The 25,943-nt window shown below is 68.4% G+C and carries 24 protein-coding genes; 16 read left to right on the forward strand and 8 right to left on the reverse strand.

Features of this window, described 5'->3' with window-relative positions:
* Positions 1-2: 2 nt before the first annotated feature.
* From E0493_RS05375 to E0493_RS05385, 3 genes are all read right to left on the reverse strand, one after another.
* Positions 3-497, reverse strand: a complete 495-nt coding sequence (locus E0493_RS05375; protein WP_160935885.1) for a hypothetical protein — start codon at positions 495-497, stop codon at positions 3-5.
* Between the two features lie 366 nt (positions 498-863).
* Positions 864-1,115: a hypothetical protein gene (locus E0493_RS05380; protein WP_160935886.1), complete on the reverse strand. Its 252-nt coding sequence runs from the start codon at positions 1,113-1,115 to the stop codon at positions 864-866.
* 2 nt (positions 1,116-1,117) lie between these two features.
* On the reverse strand, positions 1,118-1,363 hold the full coding sequence (locus tag E0493_RS05385; RefSeq protein ID WP_160935887.1) for a hypothetical protein: 246 nt from the start codon (positions 1,361-1,363) through the stop codon (positions 1,118-1,120).
* A gap of 129 nt (positions 1,364-1,492) precedes the next feature.
* Between E0493_RS05385 and E0493_RS05390 the strand changes: the two genes are divergently transcribed.
* On the forward strand, positions 1,493-1,654 hold the full coding sequence (locus tag E0493_RS05390; RefSeq protein ID WP_160935888.1) for a ribbon-helix-helix protein, CopG family: 162 nt from the start codon (positions 1,493-1,495) through the stop codon (positions 1,652-1,654).
* A gap of 11 nt (positions 1,655-1,665) precedes the next feature.
* Positions 1,666-2,148, forward strand: coding sequence for a DUF2321 domain-containing protein (locus E0493_RS05395; protein ID WP_160935889.1), 483 nt, complete (start codon positions 1,666-1,668; stop codon positions 2,146-2,148).
* A 69-nt stretch (positions 2,149-2,217) separates the two neighbouring features.
* Here E0493_RS05395 and E0493_RS05400 read toward each other — a convergent pair whose 3' ends face one another.
* The 4 genes from E0493_RS05400 to E0493_RS05415 form a co-directional block, all read right to left on the reverse strand.
* Entirely contained in the window at positions 2,218-3,993 is a 1,776-nt protein-coding gene (locus tag E0493_RS05400; RefSeq protein WP_160935890.1) for a phage terminase large subunit family protein, read from the reverse strand.
* Entirely contained in the window at positions 3,977-4,534 is a 558-nt protein-coding gene (locus E0493_RS05405) for a hypothetical protein (RefSeq protein WP_202396917.1), read from the reverse strand. The genes E0493_RS05400 and E0493_RS05405 overlap by 17 nt, the downstream gene beginning before the upstream one ends.
* Complete coding sequence (locus E0493_RS05410) at positions 4,521-4,688, reverse strand: hypothetical protein (protein ID WP_160935891.1); 168 nt, start codon at positions 4,686-4,688, stop codon at positions 4,521-4,523. Before E0493_RS05410 ends, E0493_RS05405 begins: the two co-directional genes overlap by 14 nt.
* A gap of 273 nt (positions 4,689-4,961) precedes the next feature.
* The gene (locus tag E0493_RS05415; RefSeq protein ID WP_202396918.1) at positions 4,962-6,785 is read right to left on the reverse strand and encodes a VapE domain-containing protein; all 1,824 of its coding nucleotides are present in this window, start codon (positions 6,783-6,785) and stop codon (positions 4,962-4,964) included.
* Between the two features lie 1,444 nt (positions 6,786-8,229).
* On the opposite strand from E0493_RS05415, the gene E0493_RS05420 reads away from it, so the two are divergent.
* The 4 genes from E0493_RS05420 to uvsE all read left to right on the forward strand — a co-directional run bounded on the left by E0493_RS05420 (position 8,230) and on the right by uvsE (position 12,650).
* Positions 8,230-9,222 (forward strand): TRAP transporter substrate-binding protein, encoded by a 993-nt coding sequence (locus E0493_RS05420; RefSeq protein WP_160935892.1) that lies wholly within the window; start codon positions 8,230-8,232, stop codon positions 9,220-9,222.
* A gap of 46 nt (positions 9,223-9,268) precedes the next feature.
* Positions 9,269-9,775 carry a TRAP transporter small permease gene (locus E0493_RS05425; RefSeq protein WP_160935893.1) on the forward strand — a complete coding sequence of 169 codons (507 nt, stop codon included), beginning with the start codon at positions 9,269-9,271 and terminating at the stop codon, positions 9,773-9,775.
* Complete coding sequence (locus E0493_RS05430; RefSeq protein ID WP_160935894.1) at positions 9,772-11,091, forward strand: TRAP transporter large permease; 1,320 nt, start codon at positions 9,772-9,774, stop codon at positions 11,089-11,091. Before E0493_RS05425 ends, E0493_RS05430 begins: the two co-directional genes overlap by 4 nt.
* Positions 11,092-11,651: 560 nt before the next feature.
* Complete coding sequence (uvsE, locus tag E0493_RS05435; protein WP_160935895.1) at positions 11,652-12,650, forward strand: UV DNA damage repair endonuclease UvsE; 999 nt, start codon at positions 11,652-11,654, stop codon at positions 12,648-12,650.
* A 106-nt stretch (positions 12,651-12,756) separates the two neighbouring features.
* Here uvsE and E0493_RS05440 read toward each other — a convergent pair whose 3' ends face one another.
* Positions 12,757-13,932 (reverse strand): lactonase family protein, encoded by a 1,176-nt coding sequence (locus E0493_RS05440; RefSeq protein WP_160935896.1) that lies wholly within the window; start codon positions 13,930-13,932, stop codon positions 12,757-12,759.
* 440 nt (positions 13,933-14,372) lie between these two features.
* On the opposite strand from E0493_RS05440, the gene E0493_RS05445 reads away from it, so the two are divergent.
* The 10 genes from E0493_RS05445 to E0493_RS05485 all read left to right on the forward strand — a co-directional run bounded on the left by E0493_RS05445 (position 14,373) and on the right by E0493_RS05485 (position 25,619).
* A complete protein-coding gene (locus E0493_RS05445) occupies positions 14,373-14,684 on the forward strand; it encodes a hypothetical protein (RefSeq protein WP_160935897.1) in 312 nt (103 codons plus the stop codon).
* A gap of 149 nt (positions 14,685-14,833) precedes the next feature.
* Positions 14,834-15,988, forward strand: a complete 1,155-nt coding sequence (locus E0493_RS05450) for a mandelate racemase family protein (protein ID WP_160935898.1) — start codon at positions 14,834-14,836, stop codon at positions 15,986-15,988.
* Between the two features lie 101 nt (positions 15,989-16,089).
* Positions 16,090-18,018 carry an ABC transporter substrate-binding protein gene (locus E0493_RS05455; protein WP_160935899.1) on the forward strand — a complete coding sequence of 643 codons (1,929 nt, stop codon included), beginning with the start codon at positions 16,090-16,092 and terminating at the stop codon, positions 18,016-18,018.
* Between the two features lie 14 nt (positions 18,019-18,032).
* Positions 18,033-19,016 carry an ABC transporter permease gene (locus E0493_RS05460; RefSeq protein ID WP_160935900.1) on the forward strand — a complete coding sequence of 328 codons (984 nt, stop codon included), beginning with the start codon at positions 18,033-18,035 and terminating at the stop codon, positions 19,014-19,016.
* Between the two features lie 10 nt (positions 19,017-19,026).
* Complete coding sequence (locus E0493_RS05465) at positions 19,027-20,160, forward strand: ABC transporter permease (protein ID WP_160935901.1); 1,134 nt, start codon at positions 19,027-19,029, stop codon at positions 20,158-20,160.
* Positions 20,161-20,254: 94 nt separating this feature from the next.
* Positions 20,255-20,839, forward strand: a complete 585-nt coding sequence (locus E0493_RS23050) for an ATP-binding cassette domain-containing protein (RefSeq protein WP_456316342.1) — start codon at positions 20,255-20,257, stop codon at positions 20,837-20,839.
* A gap of 8 nt (positions 20,840-20,847) precedes the next feature.
* Positions 20,848-21,930 (forward strand): ATP-binding cassette domain-containing protein, encoded by a 1,083-nt coding sequence (locus E0493_RS23055; RefSeq protein ID WP_202396920.1) that lies wholly within the window; start codon positions 20,848-20,850, stop codon positions 21,928-21,930.
* A gap of 118 nt (positions 21,931-22,048) precedes the next feature.
* Positions 22,049-23,062 (forward strand): sugar ABC transporter substrate-binding protein, encoded by a 1,014-nt coding sequence (locus E0493_RS05475; protein ID WP_160935902.1) that lies wholly within the window; start codon positions 22,049-22,051, stop codon positions 23,060-23,062.
* Between the two features lie 12 nt (positions 23,063-23,074).
* Complete coding sequence (locus tag E0493_RS05480) at positions 23,075-24,580, forward strand: sugar ABC transporter ATP-binding protein (RefSeq protein ID WP_160935903.1); 1,506 nt, start codon at positions 23,075-23,077, stop codon at positions 24,578-24,580.
* A 10-nt stretch (positions 24,581-24,590) separates the two neighbouring features.
* Positions 24,591-25,619, forward strand: a complete 1,029-nt coding sequence (locus tag E0493_RS05485; protein WP_160935904.1) for an ABC transporter permease — start codon at positions 24,591-24,593, stop codon at positions 25,617-25,619.
* Positions 25,620-25,943: the final 324 nt, after the last annotated feature.

Consider the following 25,943-nt stretch of genomic DNA (forward strand, 5'->3'; position numbering starts at 1 on the left):
GGTTAGTCGAGGCCCATCTCGCGCAGCGTCGTATCAAGGCGGCGGTGCATCTGGCCGATGTCGATCATGACCAGGATGCGGGCGGGCCCCTTCTGGTCGTCTTCTCCCGTGATGAGCAAGGCGGCCTTGGCGTAGTCAAAGGAGTGGAGCGAGAGAGGGCGATCACTCTCGTCCTCATCAAGCGATCCATCGCCAAAGAGCACGAGCATGTCCGCCCCAGAGCGGGAGTTAATCCCCCCCGGCCCGAAGTCTCGGCCAATGCGCGCGATCTGTGCGGCCTTGCCGATGCTGAAGCCGCTGCGCTTCGCCTCAGCCATCACGCATGCCTCGAAGATGTCGAGCTTGCCGAAGCGCGACCACGTGTTCTGCGCCTCGCGGAAGATGGGATGGAACAGGCCGCGGTTGCGCCACTGGCGGAAGTTGTCGGGGGTGAGGCGGTAGTCGGTCACCTGAGTGACGATCTCGCAGACTTTTCCGGCGGTGACGTTCAGCGACATGGGTGCCCCCTCTTCAATGCGGATAAGATATTCGCTTCGTCGCGCGAGGCAAGGAAAATCGAATGAGTTATCCGTTTTTTGGTGCGAAGTAGGCGTGCGGATGCTAAAAGGCTCCTGCTGCCCCGTCCGCCGGACAGCGGGGGCGGCACTCCTGAGATCGACGAACGATGGCGACTGGCCCGGCGGGTGACACCCCGCCGGGCCGCTTTGTTTACGGGGCGGAGACTATCCGCACCCCAGCCGGGGCGAGCCGCCGCTTGATGCGGGCAAGGCGCCACTGATTGACGACGATCCGCGCCTGCCAGAACGAGATCAGGGCGCGGAGGCACAGGTTGATGGCAGCGCGGCGAAGAAGGCCCAAGAGGCTCAGGAACATGCCGCGGCTCGGGTCGTGATGCCGCCAGCAGCCACCCAGAGCGGCCCCATGTGGGCGTCCGCCTCTCTATGCAGTTTGCTCAGGAGGTCCAGGAGAAGGATGAACTGCCCCTCCAGTTCCCGCCCCATCCTGTCCCCGTGCTGCTCCACGACCAGCTTCAGGAGGTTTAGGGCGGGTTCCATCTCGCAAAGGGGAGAGGATAGGCCGTCGTAGTGCTCGCGGAACTTCTCGCTAATCGCCATCGTCAGAGCACTCCCCCAATGATCACGCCGATGGAGAAGGCGCCCAGCGCGTTGACCAGGGCGAACCCGACCAGCGCGGCGCTGCCGGGCCTCCACGGCTCGGCGGGCTGCTCCGGCGGCGGAGACCAAGGACGGTCGGGGTTCGGCCAGAGGAAGCCCCGGATTGGCGGCAGCGTGCCGGTGGCGAGATACGCCAAGGCACGCTGCGCGAAGGTGGGGGCGATTGTGGTATGGATGGCTTCAGCCATAGCCTGCTGACCCTTTTTCAGCGGGTTGTGGTTAGGCCGGGCGAGGAGGTGCGAACTTCTTGCCCGGCCGCTCACACTCTCTTACAATGTCCACAACGCGGTCAACTGATTTGTAAGAGGATGTGAGAGATGGCCAAGGCAGCCGTCCTATCGTTCCGCATCAACGACGACACAAAAGAAGCAATCACTCGTGCGGCTGCCGCCGAAGATCGCAGTGTGTCCTACTTGGTAGAGCGCATCTTGCGCAGTTGGCTGGAGGAGCATGGATTCCTCGCCAAGGCCGCTGGATAGGGAACCCGGCAATGCGTGAAGGCTACGACGTCATGCAGGTTTGCGTGAACGGACATCAGATCAACAGCTCGGCGCAGTCCATGCCGCAGTTCAATCAACCCTTCTGCGACCAGTGCGGCGCGGAGACTATCACGGCTTGCCCTGAATGCAGGACGCCAATTCCAGGCTATTACTACGCGTCTGGCGTCCTCTCGGTATCGCGTGTTCCGGTACCCAATAATTGCACGCAGTGCGGCGTGGCTTATCCATGGCGGCAGGCTACATTAGCGAGTGCGGTAGAAATATTTGAACTGGAGTTGGACGGCCAAGACGCATCCGACGCGGCTGCACTTCTCCCCTTGATCGCTTCTGATAATCCTCGAACCGAGGTTGCAGCTCTGAAGCTGAAGCGCCTGATGTCGAAGATGGCAAAACCTGCGTACGACATCACTATCAAGGTCATCAGCGATTTAGCTTCTGAGACGGCGAAGAAGACGTTTGGGATGAAGCCTTAGTCCTTCGTTACCTCGCCCGGATGTCAGGGGCGGGAGTTTCCTCTCCCGCCCTTCTCTCCACAGTAGTGACTACCCCTCTCCCTCTAACCACCGCGACCTGATTACCGAAGGTGCCGCCTGCGTCTCCACTCCCCGCATCTCCTCCTCCCGCTGGTCGAAGTGCAGCGTCACGCCATGGCGGGCCGCGAAGGCATACACCAGGCAGTCCAGCGCCTCGGCCCGCGCCCCTGGCTTCCGCTCGAAGCGCCGCGCCGGCTGGCCGCGGACGTATCGGACCACCTTCCGCTCGCTGCAAAGCTGCTCGAAATAGACGGGCTCCAGCGTGTCGCTGAACCGGATGGACTGACCACGCGCCAGACGGCTCATGATGGTGGTCTTGAGCCCGTCCACGCCGATCAGGAACAGCCTGCCGCCCTTCACCTTCCCGGCGGATGCCTGGATCGCTGGGCGGCTCCCGAACACGCCCTTGCCGGCCATCACGCGGCGGCCAAGGCGGGGAAAGCAGAAGGCATAGACCTTCTCCGTCCAGTCGCCGTCGCCGCTGTCCACCACCGCCGCGTCCACCTTCAGCCAGCCGCCGTTGGCGTGCTTCCAGCGGGTCCGTAGCAGCTCCTCCAGCTCGGCCCAGGTCGCATCATCATCGGGCGTGCCCCAGATGATCATGTGACCCAGCACCAGCGCCTCGTCCCGGCTCCAGCCGACAAGCGACACTTCCAGCCGGTCATCCTGCACGTCCACGCCGGCCGTCACCGCCAGCACCTCGGCCGGGATGGCGTTGAGGCTGAACGGCTCCACTCGGCTCAGGAGCGCCGTCTCGTCCAGTTCCTCGCCGGCCTCCCGCCAGCCTTGCGCCAGGATGGTGTTGACGAAGGTCTGCAGCTCGTCGCTGTCATCCTTTGCCGTCAGGAACTCCTCGGCCAGCTTCGCCCAGGAGGCATTTGCCAGCAGAGAGACCAGCGCGTTGAGGCGGAACCCCGCGTGTCCTGCCACGCCCGGCCTCGTTGCCCGCCAGCGTCCCGCCTCCACCATGCCCGGCTTGTGCCGCTCCGCCACCAGCTCGCGGCAATGCGGGCAGCGGAAGGCGGCGGTGGCCGGCGCGTCGGTCTCCCATTCGATATGCGACCACTGGATTTCCGTGAAGGCGCCGCAGGCCGGGCAAGGCACCTCGAAAACCCGCTGATCGCTCGCCGCATAAGACCGCAGGACGTTGCTGGTCTCCTCCAGGAGCGGCGTGGAGCCCAGGACGATTTTGCGGTTGGCGAAGGAGAGCGTCCGGCGCTCGGCCAGGCGGATGCTGGAGCCCTCCTTGCCCGGCTCCATCGCGTCGGCCTCGTCAATCAGCAGCACCCGGACGTTGTGCCGGCGCAGGTTTCGGGGTGCCTTGGCCGCCACCACCTTCAACGAACCACCCGGAAAGCGCCGGCTCAGGAGCGTGTTGCGCCCGCCTTCGTCGGTGTCGGCCGCCAGCAGCCCGCGGAGGACCGGAGACGCCTCGAAGATCGGCTCCACGTCGCTGACGATGTAGTCCCGGCAGTCGGCCTCGGTCGGCAGCAGGGCCAGGATGGGCGCCGGCTCGTTGGCCACGAAAGACGCCATGGCGCCCGTCAGGAGCGTTGTGAAGCCCACGCGGACGGACTTCACCAGCGTCACCCGCTCAATGCCGGGGTCCGAGATCGCATCGGCAATCTCCCGCTGATAAGGCCAGAGGCGCACCGCGCCAGGCAGCGCAGAGACGCCCTCCGGGAGCCGTAGGCTGGTCTCCATCCACTCCGAGAGCGCCAAGCGCGGGGGCGGGATCAGGGCCCGCAGCGCGCGCTTGCGGACGGTCTCAAGCATGCTCGTCATTGCCAGCCTCCGTCAGGGCATCCCGGATCTCCCGATCAATCGTCGCCACGTCATGGGGCGTCAGGTGCCCAAGGCGCTGCTGGCACCGGCCCGGCACCCCCAGCATCCGGCCACGCAAGCCGCGCAGGATATCGGACCATTCCCGCTCAACCTTCGCCGCCTCCACCAGGTCGGCCGTGAGTTGCCCATTCTTCAGCGCCAGGTGGTCGGCCCGTTCCTTGGTCTCGCGGATGCGCTCGCGCGTTAGCTCGGAGCCGGCGGAGTGCTCGCCACGGGCGGCTGCGGCTTCGCGGAGATGCTCAGCGTAGTTCCCGATGCTGGCCCACAGGTCATAGGAGCCGTGACTCAGCTTCACGGCGATTTCCCGCTTGGCCAAGTCGCGGATTGCCCGCTCTGAGAGCCGTAGCCGGGCGGCCAGTTCAGCGCCGCTCACGGAAACGGCAGCCTCGCCCTCGGGGCTTTCGCGGGGGAAATGACGGGGTCCGAACCCCCGCGATTGGTTTTCGTGGGAAGGACCCGCGATGGTCTCAGGTCTGGCCATGTCCGGCCTCCAGTTCCCGCTTCGCCTGTAGGGCTGCGGCCAGGGTGGGATAGATCAGGGGCAGACGGTGCCCAGGCACGGCCAGCGCTGGGCGGGGTTCGCCCTCACGGTCGGCAGCGTCCGGCAGCAGCAGCACGCGCACGGGCTCGCTCATGCCGGCCTCCAGGCTCGCGCCAAGCGGCGCAGCTCGTGCGCCACCTCCGCCTTCTCCAGGTGAAACTGCTCAGGGTCTCGGCGGTCAGGCGCGAGCCGAACCACGCGCCGCGCCAGGGCTTCCAAGTCCTGACGCACTGACGCATCTGACGCAGATTCCCCTACGTGTTCTCGCGCGGGGGCAGGTGCGCGCGTTCCCCTCCTGTCCTCCCGTGATAACTTCCCCAAACCTCGTAGGGAAAAGTGCGTCAGGTGCGTCAGTGCGTCAGGTGCGTCAGCCATTGGACGCCCCCTTGCTCGGCACCCAATTGCGCTCTCCGTTGTTCCCTCGGGCGCCGCGTTCCCATTGCAGGCGCTCAAGGATGGCAACGATCCGCCGCTGATCTGCCGTGCCAATCTTTGCCGTCTCGATGGCCAGCGCACCCCGCGCCAGCGCAAGCACGGTGGTCTGGCGTTTGCCGGGCAGCCACTCGCGGATGGCCTCCTCCCACGCGTCCGCCTCGTAACGGGCCTCCTGCTCCTTGCGGATGTGCTCGGCCTCAAAGTTCCGATCCGGCCACCAGGCAGCGCCCTTGCGGTAGAGCGCCACGGCTTCGGCAAAGAGCTGATCCCGGTCCCGCTTCAGCGCCTCCACGGCAAGCGCGGTGCCCACCTTCACGGGCCAGAAGCGCCGCCCGCCGGTCTCGTCGCGCAGGTATGCTGCCTTATTCGTGGTGCCGATGAACACGCACTGGCGGGGCTCGATCACGTCTTTCCGGCCATAGCTCGGCCGGTACCGCTCCACCGGCCGAGTGATGAACGCCTTGAGGGCGGCGGCCTCCGCCTTGTCGAGGGCGCTCATCTCCGCCACCTCGATCAGCCATTTGCCGTTGAGGTGCTGGCTCACGTCCTTACCGCCGCGGATATCCGGCAGGTTGTCGCTGAACCATTGGCCGCCCAGGATGCCGCAGGCAGTGGACTTCATTGCCCCCTGCGCCCCCTCCAGCACCATCATGTAATCAGCCTTACAACCTGGCTCGAACACACGGGCGACCATGGCCACCAGGAACATGCGGCCGATGCCGGCGGTGTAGTCGGTCTTCTCGGCGCCCAGGTAAGTGTGCAGCCAGGTCGCCAGTCGTTCAGTGCCGTCCCACCGCAGCCCGTTCAGATACTCCTGCACCGGGTGGAAGCCACGCTCGCGGGCGCGCAGGGCCACGGCTTGATGCACGGTATCCTTCGACACCCGCTCAAGCCCCTGCCGCTGCAGGAACTCCTGGATGGCCGACACGTCCGCATCCTGGATGGGACGAGCATCCTCGGCCGGGCACAGGCTGGACGGCACCGGCTTGGCCAGGATCTCCGCGCGGAGCATCTGGTCATAGGCCAGAAGCTCCTTGAGCTGCGGGTCACTCCGCAGGGCCAGCATCGTGTTCGCCAGGTTGGAGCGAGGCTCGCCTTCCCGGTCGGTCTGGCAGTGCTCCAGCCAGGCGGGCGCGTCCTGCGGCTCCTCGGTCGCCGCCCCCAGCTTTGAGCGGGCCGACGACACCGCACGAGGAATGTCGTCATACCGCTTCTGCCAGCGGTCGGGCTCTGCTGGCGTGTTCCGCGCGGCTTGTGGGATGCTGTGATACAGGCCCCGCAGTGTGAGCACCGCCTGAGCGTCCGCCATGCCGCCCTTGAGGTAGCGCATGGCCAGCGTGCGGGTGCAGCCGTGCATCTCGACGCCAGACAGGAGGTTGGCGACCAGCTCGGCCATGTCCCGCGTCTCGCCGGCCGCCTGCTCTCCCGTGCTGCCGGCGGGGTTCGGCTCGCTCTGCGCCTTGGGTGTCCAGATGTTTTCCAGCTCGTCCGCTTCGTCGATCGGCTGGCCATCCACCAGCGCGACGACGTGGGACGGATTGGAACGGACAGAGCCGTAATAGTAGCTCTGGCTCAGTGTCCAGCTCTCGGGCGCCAGGATGCCCCGAAACAGGCCGTTGAGGCGGCCCATCAGGTGGTCACGCTGGTCCGGCCGCAGCTCGGCGGAGGCTGGGCACAGCACCCGCCAGCGCGGCGAATCGGCCGTGTGGCTGGGGCTGGTGTAGATCATGCCAAGGATGCCGGCCTTCTCCAGCACCTCCACCGCTTCCTCGGGCGTGACCTTCCCGCCGTCGTAGTCGGCCTCGATGCCCGAAATGGCCAGCAGGTTGCCGTCATGGCGCAGGCTGTTCTTGTCGGTGCGAGCATCCCCGAACCGGGCCAGCTTCAGCCACGGCAGCTTGCCCTTCTCCCGCTTCGTCTCCAGCCGGATCGTCTCGGCCAGGGTCCGCAGGGTGTAGGTGCGCTGCTGCTTCGTGCTGGCGCCGAAGTCGAAGAAGTGCGTTACCTCGAAGGACAGGTCGAGGCCCCTTCCCGCTTGCTCTCCCGCGGTAAAAGTGGGACTTTCGGCTTCAGAAGACTGTTGAAATTCCTCAGCTTTGTTATAGTCCCACTGGTCGACAGTGTACTGATTTACCGGGACTTCTTGAGCCCGGCTCTGGGCACCATTTCTCCTCGCGCGATGCCGCCCACCAACCCATCGCGCCGGTGCGACGTCGCTCCGCTCAGGCGCACCATTTTCCTTCTGTCAGGCCAAGCTGCTCAGCCATTTCGTGAGCGTCGCGGTCGCGGCGGCTGGACGGATTCCGCCGAAACGCGCCAGAGGCTGGCCGAAGCCGCTTTCCGCATGCGGCCTGAAGCGTCTCCATAGCCTTCCGCTCCCCTGCGGATCGGCCGCGGCCATCCGGGCGCAGCTTGCATCAACACCGCGGCCCTGGTGCGGCCACCTCGGGCTTCGCCGCGGGCAGAGCATGCTCGCCGGAGAACCTTGCACGCAGGCGCTGGCGAGCTGCCGAATGGTGGAACGCATGTTGCGGAGCAGTGCATCCCCAAGCCAGGCCTGACCGCAGCCTCGTTGCTCAGCGGCTTCCTTTGGAGCCAAATGCCTGTTCACGCCGCTTCACCAGGCAATGAGGGGCGGGTGAAGGCTCAGGCGGCCGCCAGTTGCCTCCTTGCCGCACACCAGAAGCCGCCGCCCCTTCTGCAGCGCCTATCGCCACCCTGGCGATGCCGAGGCAGCGCCGGCCTCCGACCCCTTCATCGTCCTCAGCCATAAGGCCATCGCTTCTGCGCGCTCTCTGTCCTGGCGCCCCATGGAGAAACTCTGGCCACCACGTCGCCGGGGGCATCCTGGTGGCATCGCGGATGGGCCTGGTTCCGGCGCGGGAGGAGGGCGAGAGTTCCTGGCCGCGTTCCGATTCCCGCGAAGCTCGGCATGTTCGATCCGATGCGGGAGATGCCGACCCGCCATGACGACGAAGCTGCGCCGACCCTGTCCGTCTCGCCTTCAAGCCTGCGCTTCCGCTCCCTGGCCGGCAGCCTGGAACCGCGCCACACGGCAAGCCGGATACCCTGCGCCAAATAGAACATTATAAGAACAATATCGCGGTCCATTTCCGCGGTTTCGTTTCTGTTTGCTATCAGTCTAGTCTCCTCCCCAAGCCTTCGAACGTAGGGCCATCCAATAGCCGGGGAGAACGACCATGGACCGCAGGACGCTGCTTGCCGCCACGATGGGCATCACGGGCTTCGCCATCACCGGGCGGGCACAGGCGCAGGCCATCACGCTCAATGGTGCCTCGCAGTTCAACGACGAGCACGCCTTCACCCGCAGCCTGGTGCGCTTCGAAGAACTCGTGAAGCAGTACTATGGCAAGCCCATCAACTTTGTCCTCCACAAGAACAGCAGCCTGGGTCTGGAGAAGCAGTACTTCGAGTACATGTCGCAGGGCCGTGCCGTGGACTACGGCATCGTCTCGCCGGCCCACATGTCCACCTTCTCGCGCGCCGCGCCCTTCATCGACGCCCCCTTTCTGTTCCGCGACCTGGCGCACTGGAACAAGGTGCTGGACCAGGACATGCTCAAGCCCATCGCCGACGAGTTGGAGAAGCGCGCGCGGGTGATGCTGATCGGCTATGCCGGCGGAGGCGTGCGCAACATCTTCGCAAGCCGCCGGATCGAGAACATGGAGGCGCTGCAAAGCCTCAAGATTCGCGTGCAGGGCGCGCCGATCTGGAGCCGCACCTTCGCCGCCGCCGGCATGTCACCCACCGTCATCGCCTACAACGAGATCTACAACGCCATCCAGAACAACGTCATCGAGGCCGGCGAGAACGAGGCGGCCGGCGTCGAGCAGATGCGCTTCTATGAGGTCGCCCCGAACCTGGCGATGACGCAGCACGCCATCACCATCCGCCCGCTCTGCTTCTCCGTCGCCACCTTCGCGCGCCTACCGGCCGACCTCCAGGCGGCCATCCGCCGCGCCGGCCCGGAGGCCGCGGCCTATGGGCGGCAGATCGAATCGGGCGAGGATGGGCAGAAGCTCGCCTCCCTGGAATCCGCCGGACGGCTGAAGCGCGTCCCCTTCGCCGAGCGCGACACGCTGCAGCAGAAGGTGGCGCCCGTGCTCGCCGCCTATGCCAAGGAAATCGACGCAGACCCCATCATGCGCCGCATCACCGAGGCGACGAGCTGAGGGAAAAGACCGCCGCCATCCTTCTTCCCTCGAGCCGGACGAACCGATGACTGAATCAAGACGGGCGGGGCCGCTGCGGCACCTCGCCGACGCCTACGCGGCGCTGCTGCGGGGGCTGCTGGGCCTTTGCGTGCTGGTGCTGGTGTTTCCCGTAAGCCTTCAGGTGTTCTCGCGCTACACCGCCCTCATCCCGCACTACATCTGGACCGAGGAGATGGCGCGCTTCGCCCTGGTCTGGATGGTGATGCTGGGCGCGATCCTTGCGGTGCGCGAGGGCACCCACTTCATCGTTGACGTGTTTCCGCTCCTCTCGCCGCGCGCGAACGCGGTGATGGAGCTGGTCTCCGGCAGCTTCGTCCTGGTGATGGCGGTGGTCTTCCTTGTCTGGGGCTGGGAGTTCACCGAGTTCGCCTTCTACCGCATCAGCGAGATGGCGGAGCTGCCGCTCTGGCTGATCCATGTCGCCTGGCCGATCGCCGGCTTCTCCTGGGTGCTGTTCATGGGCCAGCGCATGGCCGATGCCTTCACGCTGCTGCGGGGAGGCGCCGCATGAACGGCAACATCCTCTCCGCCGGCACGGCGGCGGCGCTGATGTTCGGCGTTTTCTTCGGCTTGATGGCCCTGCGCGTGCCGGTGGCCTTCTGCCTCGGCCTGGCCTGCCTGCCGATCATGCTGATCGAGCCGCACCTCTCCCCGGCGCTGCTGGTCCAGGAAACCTTCAACGCCTACAACAGCTTCATCCTGCTGGCGGTGCCGTTCTTCCTGCTCACCGCCAACCTCATGAACATCGGCGGCATCACCGACAGGCTGATGCGCCTGGCCCGTGCCATGGTTGGCCACTTCCCCGGCGGCCTCGCGCAGATCAACGTCGTGCTCTCCTTTTTCTTCGCCGGCATCTCCGGCAGTTCCACCGCCGACGCGGCCAGCCAAAGCAAGATTTTCATCGAGGCGCAGCGCAAGGAGGGTTATGACGACAGCTTCTCCGTCGCCATCACCGCCGTCTCCGCGGTGCTCGCCGTCATTATCCCGCCTTCCATCCTGATGATCGTCTGGGGCGGCGTGCTGAGCGTGTCGATCGGCGCGCTGTTCCTCGCCGGCGTGGTGCCCGGGCTGCTGATCGCCGGGGTGCAGATGGCCACGGTGCACGCCTATGCGCGACGGCGCGGCTATCCCACCTACCCGCGCGCCACGCTGCGCGAGCTGGGGGTGGCGCTGTTTGTCTCGCTGCCGGCCTTGACCACGCCGTTCATCATCATCGGCGGCAAGCTGTTCGGGTGGTTCACCGCCACCGAATCCGCCTGCATCGCGGTGCTCTATGCGGGCGGCCTGTCGCTGCTGATCTATCGCGAAATGGACATGAAGGGCCTCTGGGCCGCCTTGCTCGACTCCGGCCGGCTGGCGGCGGTGGCGCTGTTCTGCGTCGGGACCGCCAGCGCCTTCGGCTGGCTCCTGGCCTATTACGAGATCCCGAAGGTGCTGCTTTCCGGCGTCGAGGCCTGGGGAATGGGCCCGCTCGGGGTCGGCCTTTTCGTTGCCGCGGTGTTCCTGATCACCGGCTGCTTCCTTGATGCCATTCCTGCCATCATCATCGTGGGCAGCATCCTGCAGCCGCTTGCCATCTCGACCGGGATCGATCCCGTGCAGTTCGCCATGATCGGCATCGTCTCGCTCGCCTTCGGGCTGGTCACCCCGCCCTACGGCCTGTGCCTGATGATCGCCTGCTCGGTAGCCGGGATGCGCATGGCGGACGCCCTGAAGGACACCTTCATCATGCTGCTGCCCATGCTGGCGGTGCTGCTCCTGATCATCGCATGGCCGGCGGTGGTGCTGTTCCTGCCCAGCCTCGTCTCGCCGGAATTCCTGAACTAGAGCAGATCCCGTTCCGATGGCATCATCGGGGCGGGTGAAGATGCTCGTCGAAACAAACGGCTAGAGCATTTCCCGCGGGCTAGGGCGAACGGAAAATGCCCTAGGGCGGAGCGGCCCGGCATCGCCGGTCCAGGCTCCGCCTCGGCGCTCGCTGGGCCATGGCCGCCATCGCGCGGAACAGGGCGGGAAGCGCCTCCGGGGGGCAGCGTCCGCAGCAGGAGGCGGGCGCCGCAGAGTTTCGCCGGCCCTGGCCGGAGGCAGAGGCTCCGGCCAGAAACTTTGCCCTGCTCCGGCGCCTCTTATGCCCGGGACCGGCCCACAGCAGGCGAAGGAGGAGTGCGCAGCCCCATGTCCGAGCGGAGCGAAGGCAGAGAGCGGCCAAAGGGGGGCGGGCAGGCGCCTGACGCATCCGAGTGGCAGGCCCGCCCTGCAGAAGCCGCGCCTGGAGCCGGAAGGCGGCTGCGGGCGTGAGCGCGCCTGGCATCGCCCGCCCGGGGAGCGGGCCCGCTGCCGGGAGCGCCGGCCCTGCGCCGCTCCGGCTCGGCTTCCCGGTGAAGCTGATGGGCGACCCTGAAATCAAGAGCAACGATACCCGGCGGTGGCAGCAAGACCCGCATCTGAAGGTCTCCCTGGAGTACATGGACCGGGCCTTGGACTACCTGGACAAGCACGACATCCGCATGTACCGCCTGTCGTCGGACCTGGCGCCTTATGCCACCCACCCGGACATGCCGCAGTTCCACACGATGGTGCGCGACAGCGATGCGGAGCTGCGCGCCTTCGGCGCCAAGGCGCGGCGCCTCGGCATCCGGCTGAGCTTCCATCCCTCGCAATACGTGGTGCTGAACAGCCCGGACCCGCAACTGGTGGAAAAGAGCATCTGGGATCTCAGCTCCCAGGCCGAGATGCTGGACCGCATGGAACTCGGGCCCGAGGCCGTGATGGTGATCCATGTCGGCGGCACCTATGGGGACCGTGCCGCCGCCAACGCCCGCTGGGTGGAAACCTGGAACGCCCGGCTTCCCGAGCATGTCAGGCGCCGGCTCGTTCTGGAGCATGACGACCTGCGCTTCTCCGTTTCCGACATCCTGTGGATTCATGAGCGCACCGGCGTGCGGCTGATCTTCGATCATCAGCACTTCTGGTGCCTCAACCCGGACCGGCTGGAGCTGCGGGAGGCGCTGGAGCAGGTCCTGCGCTCGTGGCCGCCCGGTCAACGCCCCAAGGTGCATTTCTCCTCCCCCCGCACCGAGATGCGGGAGTTGAAGCGGAAGGATAAAGGCACGGGAAGGCAGAGGACGGTGCTGGTACCGCCCGTGAACACCGGCCACGCGGATTTCTGCAATCCCTTCGAGTTCATCACCTTCATGCGCACCGCCGGGGGGCTGGAGTTCGACGTGATGCTGGAGGCCAAGGTCAAGGACCTCGCGCTGCTTCGCCTGCGCGCCGACCTGCTGCGGTACGCACCGGACATCGCGCAGCGCTTCGGGCTTGATCCCGCCGATGCGGCCGACCTCCTGGCGGATGCGGAGGCGGCGCTTCCGGAAGAAGCGGAATAGCGCCTCGGGGGCGGGGGCGGGCGAGGCGGGAGACCTGGGCGCGCCGGATTTCGGTCGCCGCATGGCGCCGGAGCGGTGGTGCGCCTCGCGCCAGGGCCGCAGGCTTTCAGGCTTGAAGCAGGCCCACCCAGAACAGGGCCGCGCGGCCAACATCGAGGTCATGCTTGAAGAGGAATTCGAGCCGCCCGTCGGGCAGGACGCTGAACAGCGCCAACCCCGCGGAGACCTCTTGCGCGGCGCTCCCGGCGTGAAGCAGCCGCGGGCGCGAACTCGCCGCCACGAGAAGCTGCCCTCGGCGGTCGAGCGCGAAGCTCCGCACATGCGCGCCGCGCGGATCCACCCGCTGCACCGCTTCCAACGCGCCGCTCGCAGGGTTGATACGGAAGACCACGATGTTGTTCTCCCCGCCGAGCTGCCGTTGCCCGCCGTCCTCGTCGAGGATCCAGTCGCTGCGGTTCGCGACATAGAGGAACCGGCCATCCGCGCCGCAGCGAATGGCACCGGCGGCCTGACGGGGCATGACCGCGCCGGCGAGCGTGCCGGCCGAGCACAGGGGGCGCTCCGAGAGCCTGCCCTCCGCAAGGGCGAAGCCCTGCACCAGGTTCTGCCGCTCGACGGAGACGAAAAGCCGGGAGTGGCCGGGATGGACGTCCAGGTGCCGCGGGCCGAACCCGTATCCGCCATCCGGCGCCACGCTTTGCGAAGGCGCGAGCCTGCCATCCTCCCATTCGAACACCAGAAGGGCACCCGGATCCTCCGGGCGCCCGGCCGTCGCGTCGTTGCCGCGGCAGACCAGAACCACCTGGCGGCCTCCGGGCAGGACGCGCACCTGATGGGCATAGTGGCCGAACTGCAGGCCGGCGGGCTGCGGAACAGCAGCGCCGATCGTGCCATCCTTCTCCAGGCGATGCACCAGCAGCAGGCTCGGATCGTTGCAGGCCGTCAGGAGGTATCGGCCGGAGGCATCCACCGTGAGGTGGATCGGCCGCGTCGGCAGCGGCGCCGGAGGGCCGTGCGGCGACAGCGTGCCGGCCGCGGCGTCAAACCGCAGCGCGGTGAGCGCATGCCGCTCTCCCTGCGCCTCCCCGCTCCGGTCGCTGGAAGCCACATAGAGAATGGGCTGATGCGGATGCTGCCAGGCATACTGCACCGCTGCCGGCAGGGTGATGCCGCCACGCGGGAGCAGCGCCGCCCGTCCCGCCGCCAGTTCGAAAAGGACCAGGGTGGAACCGACAGCGGCGGCGAGGAACAGCGGATCGGGCGCCGCGGCGATGGCGCTCATGCCTTCTGCCCACCGGCACACAGCCGCGCTCGCACGGCAACGCGCCTCATGCGCGGCAGGACATCGGCCAGCACCAAAAGGTGATGCCCGGAGCAAGCGGTGGGGCACCGGCGAAGCGGCCTCGAGGCCGCAGCGGCCTGAGCGCCTTTGGCCAGCGGCGGAGCCCGCCTGCAGGCCTTCAGGCCAGGACCGCTGGAACCCACCACCTGCTTCGGCATCGCGTTGCCTTCCCTTGCTCCGCCGTTTCGAACCGGCCTTGCATCGTTTCCCGGATCCCGGCACGATATACGATGACCTGACAGGCAATGAAGCAGGCAATAGCGGGAGGAGGCCGGGAATCCATGCCTGGACGCTGCTATCTGTTCGTCCTGTTACCCTTACCCTTGCACATGGGCGGCATGCCGGCCTGCCGCGCAGCCCTTGCGGTGGCGCCCTAGGCCATGGCCTCGCGGCAGCGCATCCTGATCACCGGCGCCGCCGGCCGTATCGGGCAATCGCCCGCCTTCCTGCCGCCACGCGCCGGCAGGCGTTTCCGCCTGCTCGACCGCCCGGCGGCGGCGCTGGCGGACCGCGCACTGGCCGCGCGGACGAGCAGCCATCCACCGACCTCTGGCTGCTCGGGAAATCTTGCCAATCCCAGGCTGGAGCCCTGCGCGGCAAGGCGGGGCGACGCCCCACGCGACGCCACGCGGCCGGCGACCCTGGCGCCACCCTCACCGGACACGCCGGCCGGAGGGCGCGTGGCCGGCTAAGGGCCGCCGGGACCGGGACGGGGCCAGCCGCATGGAGGGCTGGAGCACCTCCCGGACGTCTGCTCGCCGCCGGTGGTCGCCGGCGACGGCACAAGGAGCGGCCCGGGCAGCACCGCGCCTGCCCGCCGGCCTCGGGAGGAACGGAAAGCATGAAAATCGAACACATCGGCGTCCGCGTCTTCACCCACACGACCAAGAAGGAGCGCGACATCGATGGCCACACCCATCCCGGCCCGGCGCGGCAGACCCGCAGCGCGCTGCTGACCATCACCGCCGATGACGGCAGCGAGGGCCATGTGGTGGGCTCGCCCGAGCTGCTGCGGCCGCATCTGCTGGACAGCTTCATCCGGCCGACCCTGCTGGGCCAGGACCCCTTCCTGCGGGAGAAGCTGTGGCTGGCGCTCACCCATTGGCAGCGCGGCAGCACCGGCCAGCTCACCGACCGCACCGTCTCGCTCGTCGAGCTGGCGCTCTGGGACCTCGCCGGGCGCAAGCTCGGGCAGCCCGTCTGGAAGCTGATCGGCGGCTATCGCGACAAGGTGCCGGCCTATGGCAGCACCATGTGCGGCGATGAGATCCCGGGCGGCCTCGCCACCCCGGAGGATTATGGCCGCTTCGCCGAGCAGCTCATCGCCAAGGGCTACAAGGCGATCAAGCTGCACACCTGGATGCCGCCGGTCAGCTTCGCTCCCTCCGTCGCCATGGACATCAAGGCCTGCGCCGCGGTGCGCGAGGCGGTCGGGCCGGACGTGCCGCTGATGCTCGACGCCAACCACTGGTACAGCCGCACCGAGGCGCTGGAACTCGGCCGCGCGCTGCAGAAGCTGAACTACTACTGGTTCGAGGAGCCCATGGAGGAAAGCTCCATGTCCTCCTACGCCTGGCTGGCGCAGCAGCTCGACATCCCCGTGATCGGGCCGGAGAGCGCCGCCGGGCGCGGCCATGTGCGCGGCGAATGGATCAGGGCCAATGCCTGCGACATCCTGCGCACCGGCGTGCACGATGTCGGCGGCATCACGCCGGCGCTGAAGAACTGCCACCTCGCCGAATCCTTCAACATGGACTGCGAGATCCATGGCGGCGGCGCGGGCAACCTGACCGTCGCCGCCTGCATCGCCAACGGCCGCTGGTACGAGCGCGGCCTGCTGCACCCGCATTACGACTACGACGAGGTGCCGGAATACCTGCACAGCCTGCCCGACCCGATGGACGAGGAGGGCAACGTGCACCTGCCCACCAGGCCCGGCCTCGGCGAGGCGGTGAACCTGGACTGGGTGCGCGAGCACACCGTGTCACAGCACTGAAGCGGCGCGGGGCCGGCGCGGCATGAGGCCGGCCCCGCGAGACGGACTGGCGGAAAGCGTGACCGGAGGCGCACCAAGCGCCCCGGCGGGAGGAAACGGCGATGCAGACCAGGAGAGAGATCCTCGGCGTGACCGGCGCGGCGCTGTTTGTCGCCGGCGCGCCGCGCGCGCAGACGGCATCCGCGGGCTTCAAGGAGGCCCCTGCCCTCGCCGCCCGCGTGCAGCGGGGCGAGTTGCCGCCGGTGGCCGAGCGCGTCGGCGCGGAGCCGATGGTGGTGAAGCCGCACGAGCGCGTCGGGCGCTACGGCGGCACCATCCGCAGCGCGCTGCGCGGCGGCGGCGACCACAACGCCATCCTGCGGCTGGTGGGCAACCAGGGGCTGGTGCGCTGGAACCTCGCCATGTCCGAGGTGGAGCCCTGCGTCGCGAAGGCCTGGACCGTCAGCGACGATGCCAGGACCTATACCTTCGCCCTGCGGCGCGGCATGCGCTGGTCGGACGGTGCGCCCTTCACCGCTGAGGACATCCTGTTCTCCTGCAACGACCTGCTGCTGAACAGCGATTTCACACCGACGCCGCCGGCGCGCTACGTCAATGGCGGCAGGCCGATGCAGGTGGAGAAGCTTGACGAGGCCACCGTGCGCTTCACCTTCGCCGCGCCCAACGGCCGCTTCCTGCAGGAACTGGCCACGCCGCTCGGCCAGCATCCCGTGCTTTACCAGAAAGCCTATTGCTCGCAGTTCCACCCGGCCTATGCCGACCCGGCGAAGCTGCAGGCGTTGCTCCAGCAATCCGGCCTGAAGGACTGGACCGCGCTGCTCCGCCAGCGTTGCGGCGACATCGAGATCCCGGCCCGGTGGCAGAACCCCGGCCGGCCGACGCTCGATCCCTGGACCACGGTGGACCCCTACACGGGCGGCGCCACCCGCGTCACGCTCCAGCGCAACCCGTACTTCTGGCAGGTGGACAGCGCCGGCAACCAGCTCCCCTATGTGGACGGGCTTTCCCTGCCGGTGATCTCGGACATCGAGACCATCCTGCTGCGCGCCATGGGCGGCGAGCTCGACCTGCAGCTCCGCCACATCATCCAGGTCCAGAACCGCCCGGTGATGGAGGAGAACAAGGCGCGCGGCCGCTACGAGATCGTGGACCTGCTCAGCACGCAGTCCAACGTCTGCGGCCTCTGGTTCAATCAGACGGCCAAGGACCCGCGCCTGCGCGAGCTGTTCCGCAACAAGGACTTCCGCATCGCCGTCAGCGACGCGCTGAACCGGCAGGAGATCATTGACAGCATCTATCTCGGCCAGGCGGAGCCCTACCAGGTCGGGCCGGTGCCGCAGCATCCCTATTATAACGAGCAGCTCGGCACGCAGTACATCGCCTACGACAAGGCCGCCGCGGCGCGCCTGCTGGACGGCATCGGGTTGACCCGCAAGGACGGCCAGGGCTTCCGCCTCTGGCCGGACGGCAAGCGCGTCTTCTTCACCGCCGACGTTTCCGTCTCCGCGCCGGACCAGGTGGACGCCGCGAACCTGATCAAGCGCGACCTCGCCGCGGTGGGGCTGGAGCTGGGCATCAACACCATGGAGCGCTCGCTCTTCTACGAACGCGCCCAGCGGAACGACCACGAGATCGGCATCAGCAGCGTCAGCGGCGGGCTCGACGCGCTGCAGGAGCTGCGCGCCATCGTGGCGGAACACTCGCTGGACAGCCGGCAAAGCCTGGAATGGCAGAAATGGTTCGAGTCCGGCGGCAAGCTGGGCGAGGAGCCGACCGAGAGCATGAAGCGCCGCTTCGCGCTGCTCACCCGCTGGCGCGAGACCGGCCGCCCGGAGGAGCAGGCGCGGCTGTTCCGCGCAATGCTGCAGGAGGCGGCCGACGCCTTCGAGATCGTCGGCATCGGCCGGCCGCTCGGCGTGCCCGGCATCCGCGCCGCCAGGCTGCGCAACGTGCCGAGCCCGATGATCGATTCCTGGAGCTATCCGACGCCCGGCGCGACGCTGCTGCAACAGTATTTCTACGCGGCCTGAGCGGGAGGCCCGCCATGCTCCATTTCATCGGGCGGCGCCTGCTGGCCATGGTGCCCTTCCTGTTCCTCACCTCGGTCACCGTCTTCACGCTGATCCAGCTGCCGCCGGGCGACTACCTCTCGAACTACGCCGCGCAGCTCGCCGAAAGCTCGGAGACGGTGGACCAGGCCACGCTGGAGAACCTGCGCCAGCGCTACGGCCTCGGCCAGCCGCTGCCCGTCCAGTACCTCAAATGGATCGGCGGCGTGCTGCAGGGCGATTTCGGCCAGTCCTTCGAGTGGCAACAGCCGGTCTGGCCGCTGATCCGCGAGCGGCTTGGCCTGACCCTGCTGGTGACGCTCTCGGCGCTGATCTTCACCTGGGCGGTGGCGCTGCCGATCGGCATCTACTCGGCGGTGCGGAAGTATTCGCTGGCCGACTACCTCTTCACCTTCATCGGCTTCGTCGGCCTCGCCGTGCCCGGATTCCTGCTCGCGCTGGTGGTGATGTATGTGGCCGTCACCTGGTTCGGGCAGAGCGTCGGCGGGCTGTTCTCCGAGCAGTATGAAGGCGCCCCCTGGAGCCTCGGCAAGGTGCTCGACCTGCTGGCGCATCTCTGGATCCCGATGGTGGTCATCGGCCTTTCCGGCACGGCCAGCCTGATCCGCATCATGCGGGCCAACCTGCTGGACGAGCTGAACAAGCCCTATGTCGAGACGGCGCGCGCCAAGGGGCTGCCGGAATGGAAGCTGCTGCTGCGCTACCCCGTGCGGGCGGCGCTGAACCCCTTTGTCAGTACGCTGGGCTGGATCCTGCCGCACCTGGTCTCCGGCTCGGTGATCGTGGCGGTGGTGCTGAACCTGCCGATCGCCGGGCCGCTGCTGCTGCAGTCGCTGCTGTCGCAGGACATGTACCTGGCGGGCGCCTTCCTGCTGCTGCTGTGCTGCCTGACCGTGCTGGGCACGCTGCTTTCCGACATCCTGCTGGCGCTGCTCGATCCGCGCATCCGCTTCGAGTGAGGGCCGCCGCATGAGCACCTCCACCGCCGCCGCTCCGCCCCCCCTGCCCACCAGCCGCCTCGCGGACGCGCTCTCGCCGCGCCGATTGATGTGGCTGCGCTTCCGCCGCCATCGCCTGGCCATGCTGGGCCTGGTTGTTGTCCTGCTGATCTATCTCGCCGCCGCCTTCGCCGAGTTCCTGGCGCCGATGGATCCGAACCGTGCCGCGGCGCGCTACGCGCTGCATCCGCCGCAAAGCGTCACCTGGTTCGAGCACACCGGGGAAGGGCTGCGCTTCCGCCCCTCGGTGCAGGCCTACCGGATGGAGCGCGACCGCCGCACCCTGCAGGCGCGCTTCGTGCCCGAGCCGGACCGGCGCATCCATCTCCACCTGTTCGGCGAGGGCGACCCCTACCGCTTCTGGGGCCTCATCCCGGCGAACCGCCACCTGCTGGCGCCCGAGCAGCCCACCGACCCCGTGTTCCTGATGGGCGCCGACCGGCTCGGCCGCGACGTGCTCTCCCGCACCCTCCACGGCGCGCGGATCTCGATGACGGTGGGACTGGTGGGCGTGGCGCTGAGCCTGCTGCTCGGCGTCGGCATCGGCGGCCTCGCCGGCTACTACGGCGGCCGCACCGACTGGGTGGTGCAGCGCCTCACCGAATACATCATTTCCCTGCCCACCATCCCGATCTGGATGGCCCTGGCCGCCGCCGTGCCGCGCGACTGGCCACCGCTGACGGTCTATTTCCTGATCACCCTGATCGTCTCGCTGATCGGCTGGACGGAGCTGGCGCGCGTGGTGCGCGGGCGTTTCCTGAGCCTGCGCACGGAGGATTTCGTCACCGCCGCGCGGCTCGACGGCTGCTCGGAGTTGCGGGTGATCTTCCGCCATATGCTGCCCTCCTTCGCCTCCCACATCATTGCCTCCATGACCCTGGCGATCCCGATGATGATCCTGGCCGAAACCTCGCTCTCCTTTCTCGGGCTGGGCCTCCAGCCACCGACGATCTCCTGGGGCGTGCTGCTCAAGGAGGCGCAGAACATCCGCTCGATCGCGGCGGCGCCCTGGCTCTTCCTGCCCGGCGCGGCGGTGGTGGTGGCGGTGCTGGCGCTGAACTTCCTTGGCGACGGCCTGCGCGACGCGGCCGACCCCCATGCCTGAGGGCGTGATGCAGGTGCCCGCCCGGCCGGCGCCGCTGCGCCCGCCGGTGCTGGAGGTGCGCAACCTCACCATCGGCTTCCCACTGCGCCAGGGCATGCTGCGCGCGGTGGACGGGGTGGACTTCAACCTGCATGCCGGCCGCACCCTTTGCCTCGTCGGCGAGAGCGGCAGCGGCAAGAGCGCCACGGCCCGCGCCCTTCTGCGCATCGTGCCGCGCCCCGGGCTGATCGAGGCGGGCTCGATCCTCTATCGCGGCGCCGGCGGCGAGGTGGACATCGCCGCGCTCGATCCGGGCGGCCGGCCAATGCGGGCCATCCGCGGCGGCGAGATCGCCATGATCTTCCAGGAGCCGATGACCAGCCTTTCGCCGCTGCACACCATCGGCTTCCAGCTCGTCGAGGCGATCCGCCTGCACACCCGCCTCGACCGCCGCGCCGCCCGCGCCCGCGCGGTCGCGTTGCTGAACCGCGTCGAGGTGCCGCGCGCCGAGGCGGCCTTCGACCGCTATCCCTTCGAGTATTCCGGCGGCATGCGCCAGCGCGCCATGATCGCCATGGCGCTGGCCTGCAATCCGACGGTCCTGATCGCCGACGAGCCCACCACGGCGCTCGACGTCACCACCCAGGCGGAGATCCTCGACCTGATCCGCGAGTTGCAGCGTGNGAGATCCTCGACCTGATCCGCGAGTTGCAGCGTGATCTCGGCATGGCCGTGCTGTTCATCACCCATGACATGGGCGTGGTGGCGGAGATCGCCGACGAAGTGGCGGTGATGCATCGCGGCCGCCTGGTGGAGCACGGGCCGGTGGAGGATGTCTTCCTGGCGCCGCAGGCGGCCTATTCGCGCATGCTGATCCAGTCGGTCCTGCGGCTGGAGGAGCCGGCGCCGCAGCGCGCGCACCGGGCGGAGCGGCTGGAGGCGGCCCCCGTGCTGCTGAAGGTGGAGGGGCTGACCAAGGTCTTCGCGCCGCGAAAGGGGCTGTTCCGGCGCGGCGGCGAAGCCGTGCAGGCGGTGGCGGGCGTGCAGCTCGACCTGCGTGAGGGCGAGACGCTGGGCATCGTCGGCGAGAGCGGCTCGGGCAAGACCACGCTGGGGCGCTGCATCCTGCGCATTCTGGAGCCGGAAGGCGGCAGCATCCTGCTGCGCCGGCGCGACGGAGCGGTGACCGAAGTGCGCGGACTCGACCGCGCCGGCCTGCGCCACGCGCACCGCGAGATGCGCATGATCTTCCAGGACCCCTACGGCTCGCTCAACCCGCGCATGACGGTGGGCGAGGTGGTGGGCGAGCCTTTGCTGGTGAACGGCCTCCTCTCCGGCGAGGCCTTGCGCCGGCGCGTCGGCGAACTGCTGGAAATGGTGGGCCTGCCGGCCGCCGCCGCCGAACGCTACCCGCACGCCTTCTCGGGCGGCCAGCGGCAGCGCATCAGCATCGCCCGCGCCGTCGCCCTGAACCCGAAGCTGATCGTGGCCGACGAGGCCACTTCGGCGCTGGATGTCAGCATCCGCGCGCAGGTGCTTGACCTGCTGCTGGACATGCAGGAGCGACTCGGCCTGAGCTTTCTGTTCATCAGCCACGACATCGGCGTCGTCCGCTATTTCTGCGACCGCATGGCGGTGATGTACCGGGGCCGCATCGTCGAGACGGGGCCGACGGAAAGGGTCTGCTCGGCCCCCGAACATGGCTATACGCGTGCATTGCTTTCGGCCGTTCCGAGCGCCGATCCGCGGCGGCGTGGCCTCGGCCGACGGTCTCGCTACCGTGATGGATGACGGGCGGGCGGGACCGCCGCCTGCCCTGACCCCGGCAGTTGCATTGGCCTCGCGTAATGATGCAAGCTTTCCGCGCCACGCGGCGGCGACAAGGATCGCCCGGGAAGGGAAGAACGTCATGGACAAGGAAGTTCCGCCAGCCGGCGGTCGCCGTGGCTTGCTGCAGGCGGCTGCCGCTGTCCCTCTGCTGGGCGGCCTCGGCGTCGCCCCGGCGCTCGCGGCCGAAATGGGCCGCTCCGAGCGGCCCCTGCGGGCCGCGTTCTCCAATGCCGGGCTGCAGGCCACCTGGTGCGCCCAGGGCAAGGCGGCCGCGGAGTACTGGGGCAAGCTCTTCAACGTCGACGTCACCTGGTTCGACGGCGAGCTGAACGCCACGCGCCAGCGCGGCGCGATCGACAACATGGCCTCGCAGAAATGGGACTTCGTGGCCATCCAGGCCTTCGGCATCGGCACGCTCACCACGCCGGTGCGCCGGATGATCGACGCCGGCGTGCCTGTCATCGACATGGACACGCTGATCGCCCCGCTCGAACAGCTCAACGTGCACAGCTTCCTGGCGCCGGACAACGAGTTCATGGGCGCGTCCGTGACCGAGGCGCTGATGCAGGCGATCGGCGGCGAGGGCACCATCATCATGACGCAGGGCGCGCTGGGCCATACCGGGGCGCAGGGCCGCGCGCGCGGCTTCGAGTCCGTGGTGAAGCGCTACCCCAAGGTCGAGGTGCTGGACACCACGCCGGGCGACTGGGACGTCACCAAGGTGGCCCGCATCTGGGATACGCATCTCACCAAGTATCCCAAGATCAGCGCCGCCTATTTCCACAACGACGACATGGCGCTTGCCGCCTACAACGTCATGCGGGCGAAGGGCCGCACCGACATCAAGATCGGCGGCTGCGACGCCATGCCCCCGGCCCTGGCCGCGGTCATGGACGGGCGCATGCACGCGACGGTGCGCAACCCCTCCTGCCGTATCCATGGCGGGGCGATCGTCGCGGGCGTGGCCGCGGTGGTGGGCGGCGAGAAGACCGGCGACGAGGGCATCCCGAAGCATGTGATCACCGACGGACCGGTGGTCACCAAGGCGAATGCCGCCGGAATGGCCTGGATGCAGAAGCACTTCCTGATCTAGCCGGCGCACCGCATGCAACCGGAGGCGGGCCCCCTGCTGGAGCTGCGGGGCGTTTCCAAGCACTTCGCGGGCGTGACAGCCCTCGGCGGCGTGGACTTCACCCTTGACCGGGGCGAGATCCACGGACTGGTCGGCGAGAATGGCGCCGGCAAGAGCACGCTGATGAAGATCATCGCCGGCGTGCATGCGGACTATGAGGGCGAGATGCGCCTCGACGGCCGTCCCGTGCGCTTCCGCAGCCCGCGCGACGCGCTCGCCGCCGGCATCGGCATGGTTCATCAGGAACTGTCCATCGTGCCGGCCCTGTCCGTCGCGGAGAACGTCCTGCTCGGCGCGCAGCCGGTGAACCGGCTCGGCCTCGTGGCGTGGCGGCGTATGCGGGCGCAGGCGCGCGAGCAGCTGGAGGCGCTCGGCATCCGCGTGGACCTGGCGGCACCGGCCGGATCGCTGCCGCTCGGCCAGCAGCAGATGATCGAGCTGGCGCGCGTGCTGATGTCGGGCGCGCGCATCCTGATCCTCGACGAGCCGACCTCCGCCCTCTCGCCGCCCGAGGTGGAACGGCTTTTCGCGCTGCTGGAGCGGCTGCGGCAGGGCGGCCGCAGCGTCGTCTTCATCTCGCATTTCCTGGACGACATCCTGCGAATCTCCGACAGCGTCACGGTGTTCCGCAACGGCCGGCGGGCCGGCAGCGCGCCCACGCGGGAGGTCGGCAAGTCCTGGCTGATCGAGCGCATGATCGGCGCAGGGCATGAGCGGCTGGAGGAAAGCTATACCGAGGCGGTGACGCTGCCGCCGCCCTCGGCGGCGCCGGTGGTGATGGAGGCGGAGCGGCTGACGATCGCCGGCCTCTTCGAGGATGCTTCCCTGCATCTGCGCGCCGGCGAGGTCCTGGGCATCTACGGCTTCATGGGCTCGGGCCAGCTCGAGCTGGCGCGGGCGCTCGCGGGCAAGCTGCCGCTGGAGCATGGCTCGGTGCGGGTGGATGGCCGCCCGGCCCGCCTGCGCGGCGGCACGCCGGCCGCCAAGCGGGCCGGCATCGCCTTCGTGCCGGAAAGCCGGCGGGCCATGCTCTTCGCGCAGGAGCCGGTCTACCGCAACATCACCATCGCCATCCTGGAACGCATCGGCCGCATCCTGCTGCACCCCAGGGAGGAGCGCCGCATCGCCGAAGGGCATGTCCGGGCGCTGGGCGTGCGGCCGCCCCGCGTGGACCTGCCGGTCGGCCAGCTCTCGGGCGGCAACCAGCAGAAGGTGGCGCTGGCGCGCTGGCTGACGCACCTGCCGCGCGTGCTGCTGCTGAGCGAGCCGACCCGGGGCATGGATGTGGGCGCCAAGGACGACGTGGTGCGGATCGTGCGCGGCCTGCGGGCACAGGGCGTCGGCATCATCGTCTTTTCATCCGAGCCGGAAACGGTGCTCTCGCTGGCCGACCGTATCCTGGTGATGCGGCGTGGCGGGCTGGCACAGGAGTTCGCCGGCGAGGCGGTCGGCAAGGACCGCCTGCTCGCGGCCGCATGAAGGAAGCCCGATGTCCGCACCCCTGACCGAGCCGACGCGCCTGCGGGAGCCGCTCTGGCGGCGCCTGAGCGGGCAACTCCGCAACCTGGCGCCCTTCGCCACCCTGCTGGCGCTGGTCGCCCTGTTCAGCGCGCTCAGCCCGTCCTTCGCCACCATGGCCAACCTGGGCAACATCCTGCAGCAGGTCTCGATCACCGCGATCATCGCGGTCGGCCTCACCTACGTCATCCTGTGCGCGGAGATCGACCTCAGCGTCGCCAGCGTGGCCAACGCCACCGGCATCCTGCTGGCCTTCTTCACGCTGCAGGACGCCAGCGTGAACATCGCCAACCTGCCCCTTCCCGGCCCCCTTGCGGCGCTCATCGCGCTGCTGGGCTGCCTCGCGCTGGGCGCCATCACCGCCTTCGGCGTGACGCGGATCGGCATTCCCTCCTTCATCATGACGCTGGCCATGCTGCAGATCGGCAATGGCATCGCCGCCCTGCTGGTGCGCGGGCAGATCGCCTACAACGTGCCGGAGATGATCCTGACGCTGGGCAGCGGCTCGCTCGGCCCGGTGCCCTGGATCGTGGCGGTCGCGGCGCTCGTGCTGCTGCTCGGGCACCTGGTGCTGACCTACACGCGCTTCGGGCGCTACATCTACATGGTGGGCGGCAACCGCGAGGCGGCGGAGCACTCGGGCGTCAACGTCAAGGCGGTGGTGGGCGCGGTGATGATCGTCTCCGCCGCCTGCTCCGGCCTCGCCGGCATGCTGGGGGTGGCCTATTTCGGCAGCGCGCAGCAGAATCAGTTCGACAACTACCTGCTCGACGCGATCGCCGCCGTCGTTGTCGGCGGCACCAGCCTGTTCGGCGGCCAGGGCGGCATCGGCAACACCATTGTCGGCCTTCTGGTGCTGGGCGTGCTGAACAACGGGCTCGACCATGTCCGCATGGACAGCTTCCTCAAGATCCTGATCCGCGGACTGGTGCTGTTGCTGGCCCTGGTCATCAACGTCTACGCCCAGCGGCTGCGGAACCGGCAGCGCAGCGCGACCTAGCCTGACAGTTCACCTCCCGCGCCGGCCCTGCCTCCCCGGCCAGCGACAACTCGGTTCGTGAAGCGGGTCCGGCGGCGGGGCCGGCGCCTCGCGGTCGGCGGCGCGGCGCGGGCAGGGCCTTCAACCAGGCGCACGGGCTTGGCCGGATCGCACGGTGCCATTCCGACGCCCGCGCTTCCCGCACGGGTGCCCACGACGCCGGGATCGAGGCGCGGTTGCGCTCGATGAAGGGCATGGAGGCTGGCCACGCTCCAGTGTCTCTAGAGCAGATCCCATTCCGCTGGCATCGCCGGGCCGGGTGAAGATGCTCGCCAAAACAAACGG

The organism is Teichococcus coralli (assembly GCF_009829925.1).
In the GTDB taxonomy this organism is placed as follows: Bacteria; Pseudomonadota; Alphaproteobacteria; order Acetobacterales; family Acetobacteraceae; genus Pseudoroseomonas; species Pseudoroseomonas coralli.

What these genes read in the sequence shown, in the direction of transcription:
- E0493_RS05455 (WP_160935899.1), top strand. Translation starts at nt 16,090, where the DNA reads ATGCAGACCAGGAGAGAGATCCTCGGCGTGACCGGCGCGGCGCTGTTT.
- E0493_RS05440 (WP_160935896.1), bottom strand. Translation starts at nt 13,932, where the DNA reads ATGAGCGCCATCGCCGCGGCGCCCGATCCGCTGTTCCTCGCCGCCGCT.
- E0493_RS05485 (WP_160935904.1), top strand. Translation starts at nt 24,591, where the DNA reads ATGTCCGCACCCCTGACCGAGCCGACGCGCCTGCGGGAGCCGCTCTGG.
- E0493_RS05400 (WP_160935890.1), bottom strand. Translation starts at nt 3,993, where the DNA reads ATGACGAGCATGCTTGAGACCGTCCGCAAGCGCGCGCTGCGGGCCCTG.
- E0493_RS05425 (WP_160935893.1), top strand. Translation starts at nt 9,269, where the DNA reads ATGACTGAATCAAGACGGGCGGGGCCGCTGCGGCACCTCGCCGACGCC.
- E0493_RS05405 (WP_202396917.1), bottom strand. Translation starts at nt 4,534, where the DNA reads ATGGCCAGACCTGAGACCATCGCGGGTCCTTCCCACGAAAACCAATCG.
- E0493_RS05410 (WP_160935891.1), bottom strand. Translation starts at nt 4,688, where the DNA reads ATGAGCGAGCCCGTGCGCGTGCTGCTGCTGCCGGACGCTGCCGACCGT.
- E0493_RS05385 (WP_160935887.1), bottom strand. Translation starts at nt 1,363, where the DNA reads ATGGCTGAAGCCATCCATACCACAATCGCCCCCACCTTCGCGCAGCGT.
- E0493_RS05480 (WP_160935903.1), top strand. Translation starts at nt 23,075, where the DNA reads ATGCAACCGGAGGCGGGCCCCCTGCTGGAGCTGCGGGGCGTTTCCAAG.
- E0493_RS05465 (WP_160935901.1), top strand. Translation starts at nt 19,027, where the DNA reads ATGAGCACCTCCACCGCCGCCGCTCCGCCCCCCCTGCCCACCAGCCGC.
- E0493_RS05450 (WP_160935898.1), top strand. Translation starts at nt 14,834, where the DNA reads ATGAAAATCGAACACATCGGCGTCCGCGTCTTCACCCACACGACCAAG.
- E0493_RS05460 (WP_160935900.1), top strand. Translation starts at nt 18,033, where the DNA reads ATGCTCCATTTCATCGGGCGGCGCCTGCTGGCCATGGTGCCCTTCCTG.
- E0493_RS05390 (WP_160935888.1), top strand. Translation starts at nt 1,493, where the DNA reads ATGGCCAAGGCAGCCGTCCTATCGTTCCGCATCAACGACGACACAAAA.
- E0493_RS05475 (WP_160935902.1), top strand. Translation starts at nt 22,049, where the DNA reads ATGGACAAGGAAGTTCCGCCAGCCGGCGGTCGCCGTGGCTTGCTGCAG.
- uvsE (WP_160935895.1), top strand. Translation starts at nt 11,652, where the DNA reads ATGGGCGACCCTGAAATCAAGAGCAACGATACCCGGCGGTGGCAGCAA.
- E0493_RS05430 (WP_160935894.1), top strand. Translation starts at nt 9,772, where the DNA reads ATGAACGGCAACATCCTCTCCGCCGGCACGGCGGCGGCGCTGATGTTC.
- E0493_RS05445 (WP_160935897.1), top strand. Translation starts at nt 14,373, where the DNA reads ATGGCCTCGCGGCAGCGCATCCTGATCACCGGCGCCGCCGGCCGTATC.
- E0493_RS05375 (WP_160935885.1), bottom strand. Translation starts at nt 497, where the DNA reads ATGTCGCTGAACGTCACCGCCGGAAAAGTCTGCGAGATCGTCACTCAG.
- E0493_RS05420 (WP_160935892.1), top strand. Translation starts at nt 8,230, where the DNA reads ATGGACCGCAGGACGCTGCTTGCCGCCACGATGGGCATCACGGGCTTC.
- E0493_RS05380 (WP_160935886.1), bottom strand. Translation starts at nt 1,115, where the DNA reads ATGGCGATTAGCGAGAAGTTCCGCGAGCACTACGACGGCCTATCCTCT.
- E0493_RS05395 (WP_160935889.1), top strand. Translation starts at nt 1,666, where the DNA reads ATGCGTGAAGGCTACGACGTCATGCAGGTTTGCGTGAACGGACATCAG.